Annotated in this window: 8 protein-coding genes; 1 reads left to right on the forward strand and 7 read right to left on the reverse strand. The window is 65.3% G+C overall.

Annotation, left to right across the window (positions count from 1 at the left end):
- Window positions 1–33: 33 nt before the first annotated feature.
- The 7 genes from accC to OUZ45_RS12375 form a co-directional block, all read right to left on the reverse strand.
- Complete coding sequence (gene accC, locus OUZ45_RS12345; protein WP_266170424.1) at window positions 34–1,398, reverse strand: acetyl-CoA carboxylase biotin carboxylase subunit; 1,365 nt, start codon at window positions 1,396–1,398, stop codon at window positions 34–36.
- Between the two features lie 7 nt (window positions 1,399–1,405).
- Window positions 1,406–1,861 carry an acetyl-CoA carboxylase biotin carboxyl carrier protein gene (gene accB / locus OUZ45_RS12350; protein WP_266170412.1) on the reverse strand — a complete coding sequence of 152 codons (456 nt, stop codon included), beginning with the start codon at window positions 1,859–1,861 and terminating at the stop codon, window positions 1,406–1,408.
- Between the two features lie 68 nt (window positions 1,862–1,929).
- The gene (gene aroQ, locus OUZ45_RS12355) at window positions 1,930–2,391 is read right to left on the reverse strand and encodes a type II 3-dehydroquinate dehydratase (RefSeq protein ID WP_266170413.1); all 462 of its coding nucleotides are present in this window, start codon (window positions 2,389–2,391) and stop codon (window positions 1,930–1,932) included.
- Between the two features lie 151 nt (window positions 2,392–2,542).
- Window positions 2,543–3,088, reverse strand: coding sequence for a TlpA family protein disulfide reductase (locus OUZ45_RS12360; protein WP_266170414.1), 546 nt, complete (start codon window positions 3,086–3,088; stop codon window positions 2,543–2,545).
- Between the two features lie 157 nt (window positions 3,089–3,245).
- On the reverse strand, window positions 3,246–5,453 hold the full coding sequence (locus OUZ45_RS12365) for a protein-disulfide reductase DsbD family protein (protein WP_266170415.1): 2,208 nt from the start codon (window positions 5,451–5,453) through the stop codon (window positions 3,246–3,248).
- Window positions 5,454–5,830: 377 nt separating this feature from the next.
- Window positions 5,831–6,745, reverse strand: coding sequence for a DMT family transporter (locus OUZ45_RS12370; protein WP_266170416.1), 915 nt, complete (start codon window positions 6,743–6,745; stop codon window positions 5,831–5,833).
- Between the two features lie 81 nt (window positions 6,746–6,826).
- Window positions 6,827–7,528 carry a glutathione S-transferase N-terminal domain-containing protein gene (locus OUZ45_RS12375; protein ID WP_266170417.1) on the reverse strand — a complete coding sequence of 234 codons (702 nt, stop codon included), beginning with the start codon at window positions 7,526–7,528 and terminating at the stop codon, window positions 6,827–6,829.
- 105 nt (window positions 7,529–7,633) lie between these two features.
- On the opposite strand from OUZ45_RS12375, the gene pdxR reads away from it, so the two are divergent.
- On the forward strand, window positions 7,634–9,112 hold the full coding sequence (gene pdxR / locus OUZ45_RS12380) for a MocR-like pyridoxine biosynthesis transcription factor PdxR (protein ID WP_266170418.1): 1,479 nt from the start codon (window positions 7,634–7,636) through the stop codon (window positions 9,110–9,112).
- The last annotated feature ends 82 nt before the right edge of the window (window positions 9,113–9,194 follow it).

Genomic DNA, 9,194 nt, shown 5'->3' on the forward strand with positions numbered 1-9,194 from the left:
GGCGAGCCGCCGCAACGGCTCGCCGATGATGGCTCAGTGCGCGGACGGGTGCTCTTTCTGCTCGGCCATGCGCTTTTCCAGGTAGTGGATGTTCTGTCCACCTTGCTGGAAGCCGACGTCGGCCATGATGCGCTGCTGCAGCGGAATATTGCACTTCACGCCTTCGATCACCGTTTCGGCGAGGGCGAGGCGCATGCGCGCGATCGCCGTTTCGCGATCGGGGCCATGCACGATCAGCTTGCCGATCATCGAATCGTAGTTCGGCGGGATGCGGTAGCCGTCATACAAATGCGTGTCCACGCGCACGCCGGGGCCACCCGGGGCCTCAAAGCGCTTCACCGTGCCGGGGCTGGGCAGGAAGTTGTCCGGGTCCTCGGCGTTGATGCGGCATTCGATGGAGTGGCCGCGGATGACGATGTCTTCCTGCTTGATCGACAGCTTCTCGCCGCCGGCGATCAGCAGCTGCTCGCGCACCAGGTCGACGCCGGTGATCAGCTCGGTCACCGGATGCTCCACCTGGATGCGGGTGTTCATTTCGATGAAGTAGAAGTGGCCGTTCTCGAACAGGAACTCGAACGTGCCCGCGCCGCGGTAGCCGATGCGCAGACAGGCATCGACGCAGACCTTGCCGATCTGCTCGCGCAGTTCGGGGGTGATGCCCGGTGCTGGCGCTTCTTCCACCACCTTCTGGTGGCGGCGTTGCATGGAGCAGTCGCGTTCGCCGAGGTGGATGGCGTTGCCCTGACCGTCGGCCAGCACCTGGATTTCCACGTGACGTGGGTTCTCCAGGAATTTCTCCATGTACACCTGATCGTTGCCGAAGGCCGCCTTAGCCTCCTGCTTGGTCATGGTGACGGCGTTGCCCAGGTGCGCCTCGGTGCGCACCACGCGCATGCCACGGCCACCACCGCCGCCGGCGGCCTTGATGATCACCGGGTAGCCGATCTCGCGGGCGATGCGGATGTTTTCATCCACGTTTTCGCCGAGCGGGCCACCGGAACCGGGCACGCAAGGCACGCCTGCGGCCTTCATGGCGCGGATCGCCTCCACCTTGTCGCCCATCAGGCGGATCACGCTGGCGGTGGGGCCGATGAAGATGAAACCGCTCTGCTCCACCTGTTCGGCGAAGTCGGCGCGCTCGGAGAGAAAGCCATAGCCCGGGTGGATGGCCTGGGCGTCGGTGATCTCGGCCGCGGCGATGATGCGCGGGATGTTGAGGTAGCTGTCGGCCGATGGCGCCGGGCCGATGCAGATCGCTTCGTCGGCCAAGCCGACATGTTTGAGGTTACGGTCTGTGGTGGAGTGCACCGCCACGGTCTTGATGCCAAGACTGTGGCAGGCGCGCAACACGCGCAGGGCGATTTCGCCGCGGTTGGCGATGACGACCTTTTCTAACATGGGCATGTCAGGCGATCACGAACATGGGCTGGTCGAACTCGACCGGCTGGCCGTTCTCGACGAGGATGGCTTGCACCGTGCCGGCGACGTCGGCCTCGATCTGGTTGAACATCTTCATCGCTTCGATGATGCCCAGCGTCTCGCCGGCCTTGACCTGCTGGCCGACCTTGACGAACGCCGCTGCGCCCGGGGTGGACGAGGCGTAGAAGGTGCCGACCATCGGCGCCTTGACCACGTGGCCGGCCGGCAGCGCGTTGGCGGCAGGGGCGGCTTCGGCGACGGGGGCGGCGACCGGAGCTGCCACGGGTGCGGGCGCGGGTGCGGCGATTGGCGCAGCCATGGTCATGCCGCCCTTGGGTACGCGCGACAGGCGAACCACTTCTTCGCCTTCCTTGATCTCGAGTTCCGCGAGGTTGGATTCCTCAAGCAGGTCGATCAGCTTCTTGATCTTGCGCAGGTCCATCGTTCAAACCTTTTCGTGGATGCCGCGGTGGCGGCAGGAATGGAAAGTCAGGGGCCGAAAGGCCGGAATCAGGGGGCGATGCCCGGGGTGGGGCGGTCCAGGCGGCTGATCGCCGCCTCCAGCGCCAGCTGGTAGCTGTCCGCGCCGAAGCCGCAGATCACGCCTATCGCGATGTCCGCCAGGTAGGAGTGGCGACGGAACGGCTCGCGCGCATGCACGTTGGACAGGTGCACCTCGATGAACGGGATGGCTACTGCGGCCAGCGCGTCGCGCAGCGCGATGCTGGTGTGCGTGAACGCGCCCGGGTTGAACAGAATCAGTGCCGTCTGCTCGTCACGCGCCTGGTGGATGCGCCCGATCAGCTCGTGCTCGGCGTTGGACTGGAACCAGGCCAGCTCGTGGCCGGCCGCCTGTGCGCGCGCGGCAAGGCTGGTGTTGATATCGGCCAGCGTGGTGCGGCCATAGATGTCCGGCTCGCGGACGCCCAGCAGATTGAGATTGGGTCCATGCAGGACCAGGATCTTTGCCACGCCGATACCTTCATCGCGACCGGGGCTCCCGGCAACCGGGCGGGAGTGTGCGCGCAGTCTGGGGATATTGTCTAGTTCGACGCAGTTCGGCGATGTTTGAAGGAGAAGTTGCCGTTAAACCGTGCGGGGGCGTATGCCGGGAGAACCCGCGTCAGGGCTTGGATGGCGGGGCCAGCCATTGCTCCAGCATGGCGGCATCGAGCGTGCCGCGCCGCGTGTCCAGTACGCGTCCATCGGCATCCAGCAAGACGCTGTAGGGGAGCACTTCACTGATATTGCCCAGGCACAGCGAAGTGCTGGGGCTGTCCAACCGGCCCAGCAGGATGGGATAGCCCACCGGATGGGCAGCCAGGAAATCGCGCGCACGGCCCGCATCGTCCATGGCAATGCCAACGACGATCGCGTCCTGTTCGCCGAATTTCGCCTGGGCGCGCGCCAGTGCCGGCATCTCGTCCAGGCAGGGGCCGCACCAGCTGGCCCAGAAGTTCAGCAGCACGCGCCGGCTGTGGAATTCGGACAGGCGATGTTCCTTGCCGGCGAGGTCGGGCAGCACGAGATCCGGGCGAACATCGCCTACGTTCGCGATCTGGACGCCCTCCGGCACCTTGGCCAGGTGGCTTTCGTGCTGCAGCCAGCCGCCGACGCCTGCAACCAGCACGGCAAGGACAAGAATGGTCCAGTTGCTGCGACTCAGCATGACGCTCTACCCCTCTCCCTGCTCGCAGGGGGAGGTTGGGAGGGGGTAAACCCTTGAGCCGAACTCCACGAACAGATGAGTGGCTTCACCCCTCCCCAGCCCTCCCCTGCTACACGCAAGGGAGGGGGCAGGTCACAGCGGACTTGCAGGTGATCCCTCACCGCGCCGCCTCGGTCAGCGCCTGCTCCACTAGCGAAGAGGTCAGCACCGTCGGCAGCTGTCGCCCTTCGCCACCGTTCTTCGGAAACACCACGTAAAGCGGTACGCCCGGGGTGTGATACTGCTGCAGGAAGGCGGTGATGGCGGGGTCTTCGTTGGTCCAGTCACCTTTCATGTACACCGCGCCGGTTTGCTTGAGCAGTGCGCGGAACGCGTCGGTGCTGAGCACGGCGTGTTCGTTGGCCTTGCAGGTGATGCACCAGTCGGCAGTCATGTCGACGAACACCGGCGTGCCTGCCTTGCGCAGCTCGGCCAGCTTGGCCGGCGTAAAGGCGACGACGCCTTCCGTCGATGCGGCGCTGCTGGCGATCGCGGCCGGCAGTTTGGCCAGGTAGTACACCGGCGCCAAGGTGAGTAGCGCCAGCACCAGCACCAGGCCGCGACTGAAGCCGCCACGTGAGCGGCTGCGCTCGAACCACCACAGCGTCATGGCGAGCATGACCGCCGCCACCAGCAGCAGGCCCACGGCATCCGCGCCGCGCTGGTTGGCCACCACCCACGCCAGCCACGCGGCGGCGAGGTACATCGGGAAGGCGAGCACCTGTTTGAGGGTTTCCATCCACTGGCCAGGCCGTGGCAGCAGACGCGCCAGCGCCGGGATGAAGCCGACCGCCAGGAAGGGCAGGGCCAGGCCCAGGCCCAGGCCAACGAAGATCAGCAAGGCGTTCAAGGTCGGCGCGGCAAGCGCATAAGCCAAGGCCGTGCCCATGAACGGTGCCGTGCAGGGGCTGGCCACCACGACCGCGAGTACGCCGGTGAAGAAGTCGCCGGCCAGGCCCGAACGGTTGGCCAGCGCGCTGCCGGTATTGCCCAGCGAGGCACCGAACTGCACCACGCCCGACATGGAAAGCGCCACTGCCAGCATCACCAGCGAAAGCACGGCTACCACCAATGGATTCTGCAGCTGGGTGCCCCACGCCGCTTTCAGCGAGACGATCAGTAGACCGAGCGCCACAAAGCTCAGCAGCACGCCAGCGCTGTAGGCCAGGGCATGGTTACGACGGCGCGTGGGGTTCTCGCCGCTTTCGATCAGGCCGACCGCCTTGATCGACAGCACCGGCAGCACGCAAGGCATCAGGTTGAGTACCAAGCCACCGCCAATAGCGAGCAACAGAGCGGACCACAGGCTTACGCCGAGCGGGCTTTGCGTGCGGGTCGGCGGCATTTCCGGGGCCGGGCCGGCGACGGTCTGGCCCGTGGCGGTGCTGCCGCCAGCCAGGTCGACGCTCACCGCACGGGTCATCAGCGGATAGCACAGGCCACCGTCCTGGCAACCCTGGAAGCTGGTTTCCAGTTCGATCCGCTTGTGCTGCGAGGTGTCACCGTTGATAGCGACCGGCAGTTCGACCTGGTCGAAATACACGTTGACCTTGCCGAAGTGTGGGTCCTGCTTGGTGACGCCGGCAGGCCACTGCGGCGGCTCCAGTTCGAGATCACCGGCATTTTTCAGATGTAGCGCGGTCTGGTCGCGATACAGGTAATAGCCCTTGGGCATGGTCCAGCGCAGCAGTAGCTGGTGCGGCGAGCGCGCCAAGACTTCGAAGCGGAAAGCCTGCTCGGCCGGCAGTGGCGCTGTATCCATGCCCACCGAGGCGGTTGCCGGAGCCGAGCTGCCCAATTGATTGAGCGCGGCGCCCAAGGTCTGCGGAGCTTGGCCCGCATCTGGCCCCGAAGCGGTGATCGCGCCAGTGGGTAGCGGCAGGTCCAGCTGCTCGGTATGCGGCGGATAGCAGATCTTCGGCTCGACCTCGTGGCAACCCTGGTAGCGCACGGCGAGCTTCAGCCGCTGTGTGCCGGGGGACACGGTGTAGGGCAGGGTGGCATCGACGCCGTGGTGGTAGGTCTCCACATCGCCGAGGTATTGGTCGTGGTGCTTTTCGCCGTCAGGCAGCTGAGCCTCGGCAAGGGTTACACCCTCGCCCGCCTTGAAGTTCATGCGGCCGCGGTAGAGGTAGTAGTCGGGCGCGATGGTCCAGTGCAGCTTGAGTACGCCGGGTGTGGAGGCATCGGCGCTGAGCTTGTAAGCCTCAGTGACGGGCAGCAAGCCGTCCATATCGTCTTGCGCGAGCAGCGGTGTCGAGCCTAGCAACAGGCCAAACAGGGTCAGGAGGCGCGCGGCCCAACGGCCAGGGTGGTTCGAACGCATGTTGACTCCAACATCAAGGGCCGCGCCGGGGCGCAGGCATGGGGGGATTATGGCGCAGCTTCCGTTGGCGACCGTTAGGGAGCCTCTGATCTATTCCTACGCACCCGTCACCGCACTGTATGCGCGCATCGCACAGCACCGTCGACGAAGGCAGACTGGTGGTCTGTCGAGACGGCGGGGCGAAGCGATGCGCGCATACAGTGCGGCCCCAACGCTTCGAATCTAAGGGATGGGGTGACGTCCAGAAGGCCCGCAGGCTGCGCCGCGCGGCTTGGCAAGACAGCCAGTCTTCCCGGCGCCGCGCAACACAACCTGCGGGCCTTCTGGATGTCATGCCGGGTGCGTAGGAATAGATCAGAGGCTCCATAAATGCGGCTTTATGCCTGTTCGAAAGCCGCGGGTTCGAGGTGGTTCGCGGGCTTGCCCGCGCGGATCAGGCCCGTGGTCAAGGCCACGCCGAGCAAGATGACGGTGCAGCCGCCGGCCATGGCGAGCGTGACCGGCTCGTGCAGGAAGAGCAGTCCCCACAGCACGCCGAACACCGGGATCAGGTACAGCACCGCCATGCTGCGGGTGGCACCGACGCGCGCCATCAGCCGGTAGAACAACACGTAGGCGAGCGAAGTGCATGCGGCAGCCAGGCCGAACATCGCCAGCCAGGCCTGCACGCCGGGTGTTTTCGCTGGCCACAGCCAGAGCGTGAAAGGCAGCAGCAGCGCGGCGGCGGCGATCTGACTGCCTGTGGCCACCGCCAGCGGCGACACGCTGCGCAAGCGTCGCTGGCTGTAGTGGGCGCCGAAGGTGTAGCAGACGTTGGCGCCGACACAGGCGGCCATGGCCCAGCCGGTGGCGCCACCGCCACCGCCGAAGCCGATACTGCCGGCGATCAACCACACCACGCCGGTCAGGCCGATCATCAATCCGCTGGCGCGCATCGCGTCGAGTTTCTCGCCCAGCCACAACCAGCCGGAGGCCGCCACGAGCAAGGGTGCGATCGCGTCGGAGATCGCCGAGACGCCGGCAGGCAGGCTTTGCGCCGCGTACGAGAACAGTGCAAACGGCAGGGCCGAATTGGCCAGGCCGACGATGGCGATCGCTCGCCAGTGCACGCGCATCTCGGCCACTCGCTGGCGCGAGGCCAGCAAGGGCAACGAGCAGATCGCCGCACCGATCGCGCGCATGCCGGCCAGCGCCATGCTGCCGAACTGATCGGCGCCCATGCGCATGAACAGGAACGATGCGCCCCACAAGGCACCCAGCAAAAGCAGTGCGGCGATGTCGGATTTCTTCATGGCGATGGGTTCGTATAGAGGTGAGCAATCAAGCTAAGACAAGCGAGTGACAGCACCTGCCAGCACGCTTGTGTACGGCGATCAAGGGGCGGTGGACTTCGTTCCCTGGCCGAACAGCACGCGCCGCTCCTCGTCGGAAAGGCTTTGCTTGGGCGCATAGGCGTTCTCGACACCTTCGTAGGTGCGTTGCGTGGCAGGACGCGCCGCCATCGCCATGAACCAGCGCTCCAGATGCGGAAAATCGGACAGCTTCTGTCCATGTGCTTCGTGCGGCACGATCCAGGGATAGCAGGCGATATCGGCGATGGAGAACTCACCGGCGATGAACTCGCGATCCGCCAGCTGCTGGTTCAATACGCCGTACAGGCGGCTGGTTTCCCGCGTGTAGCGATCGATCGCGTACGGCACCTTCTCCGGCGCGTACACATTGAAGTGGCCGATCTGCCCGGCCATCGGGCCCAGTCCCGCCATTTGCCAGAACAACCACTGCAGCACTTCGGTGCGGCCGTGGATTTCGGTTGGGATCAGGCGGCCGATCTTCTCGGCGAGGTAGAGCATGATCGCGCCCGATTCGAACATCGTGATCGGTGCGCCGCCGCCGATAGGCTCGTGATCGACGATGGCCGGAATCTTGTTGTTCGGGGAGATGGCGAGATACTCGGGCTTGAACTGCTCGCCCTTGCTCAGGCTCACCGGGATCACCCGGTACGGCAGCCCGGCTTCCTCAAGGAACAGCTTGGCCTTGAGGCCATTGGGTGTGGCGGCAAAGTAGAGGTCGATCATGATGTGGCTCCTCGGTTCAAGTCGATGGGTGCAGCGTAGGCATTCATATGGTCTGGCAAAAGAACCACAATCGAGTAATTATCAGGGTCCAATTTGTGGATCTATGTGACCGTCCTCATGGAACATCCGTTCGAGTTTCAGCCGTTCGAGTTTCCGCTGGATCTTCCAGCGCGCGGTTCCCGCCAGCGGCTGACGGCGCTCCACGCACAGCTGCGCGCGGCGATTCTTGATGGCCGCCTCAAGGCGGGGTTGCGGCTGCCGGCCACACGGGAGCTGGCGCTCGCGCTCAAGGTATCCCGCAATACCGTGGTCGCGGCGTACGACTTGTTGCTGAGTGAGGGCTACCTGGTCGCTCGCCGAGGCGCGGGCAACTATGTAGCCGATCTGCTGGCCCGCCGTGGGGTGAGTCGCGCCACGGCGCCGGAGGCGGGAAGCGATCGCCGGCTGGCGCCATATTGGCGCAAGGCGCTGGGGCCGATGGCGCCGATGCAGGTGGGCTCGTACACGCACGATTTCCGTGTCGGCATCCCCGACAGTTCGCCATTCCCTTTCGATGTCTGGCGACGATTGTCGGCGCGGGCGGTGCGCGGGCTGTCCAAGTCGCCGCCGTTGTATGGCCAGTCGGAAGGCCGACCTGCCTTGCGTGAAGCGATCGCGCGGCATGTGTCGTTCGCCCGCGCGGTAGCTTGCGAGCCGGACGATGTGATCGTCACCAGCGGTGCACAGCAGGCGTTCGACTTGCTGGCGCGTGTGCTGATTACGCCGGGGCGCACCACCGTGGCGGTGGAGAACCCAGGCTATCCGCCGTTGCGTGCGGCGTTCACCGCTGCTGGGGCCAAGGTCGTTGGGGTTCCTGTCGATGAAGAAGGGTTGATCGTCGACCGTTTGCCGGCGGAAGCGCGCGTGATCTACGTGACGCCGTCGCACCAGTTCCCGCTGGGTGTGTCGATGTCGCCGCGCCGTCGCGCGGAGTTGTTGGCCTTCGCAACGGCGAAACAGGCGGTGGTGATCGAGGATGACTACGACGGCGAGTTCCGCTACGGCGGACGCCCGCTGGATGCGCTGCAGACGCTCGATCGCAACGGCGTGGTCTGCTACGTGGGAACGTTCTCCAAATGCCTGTTTCCGGCATTGCGGCTGGGTTATCTGGTGACGCCGCCGTGGCTGCATGCCGCGCTGGCGGAAGCCAAGCAACTCACCGATTGGCACTGCGACGTGCCGGCCCAGGACACACTGGCGGCGTTCATCGCCGAAGGACATCTGGCGCGTCACGTGCGCAAGATGCGCAACGTGTATGCGGAACGTCGCGACGTGCTGCTCGAGGCGCTGGCGCGACACGGCGGCGAGCATCTGCAGGCATGGCCGTCGGATGCAGGCCTGCATCTCGCGGCAAAGCTGCCACGAGCGGTGAAGGCGGGCCATCTGATTGCGCGTGCCGCCGAGCAACATATTCGCCTCGAAGGGTTGGCTGACTACGCATGGGGTCGTTCCGCACCGAATGGGTTGGTATTTGGCTACGGCATGATTGCCGCCGACCGCATTGAGGAGGCAATACGCCGGGTAGTCAAACTGTTGCAAACCTGACGCGCGTCGTCGTTAGTTCTTGTAGGAGCGCACCCTGTGCGCGACAAACCGGCAGGATTGCCGGTTTGTCGCGCACAGGGTG

It is taken from the genome of Dyella subtropica (assembly GCF_026283965.1).
GTDB classification, from domain to species: domain Bacteria; phylum Pseudomonadota; class Gammaproteobacteria; order Xanthomonadales; family Rhodanobacteraceae; genus Dyella_D; species Dyella_D subtropica.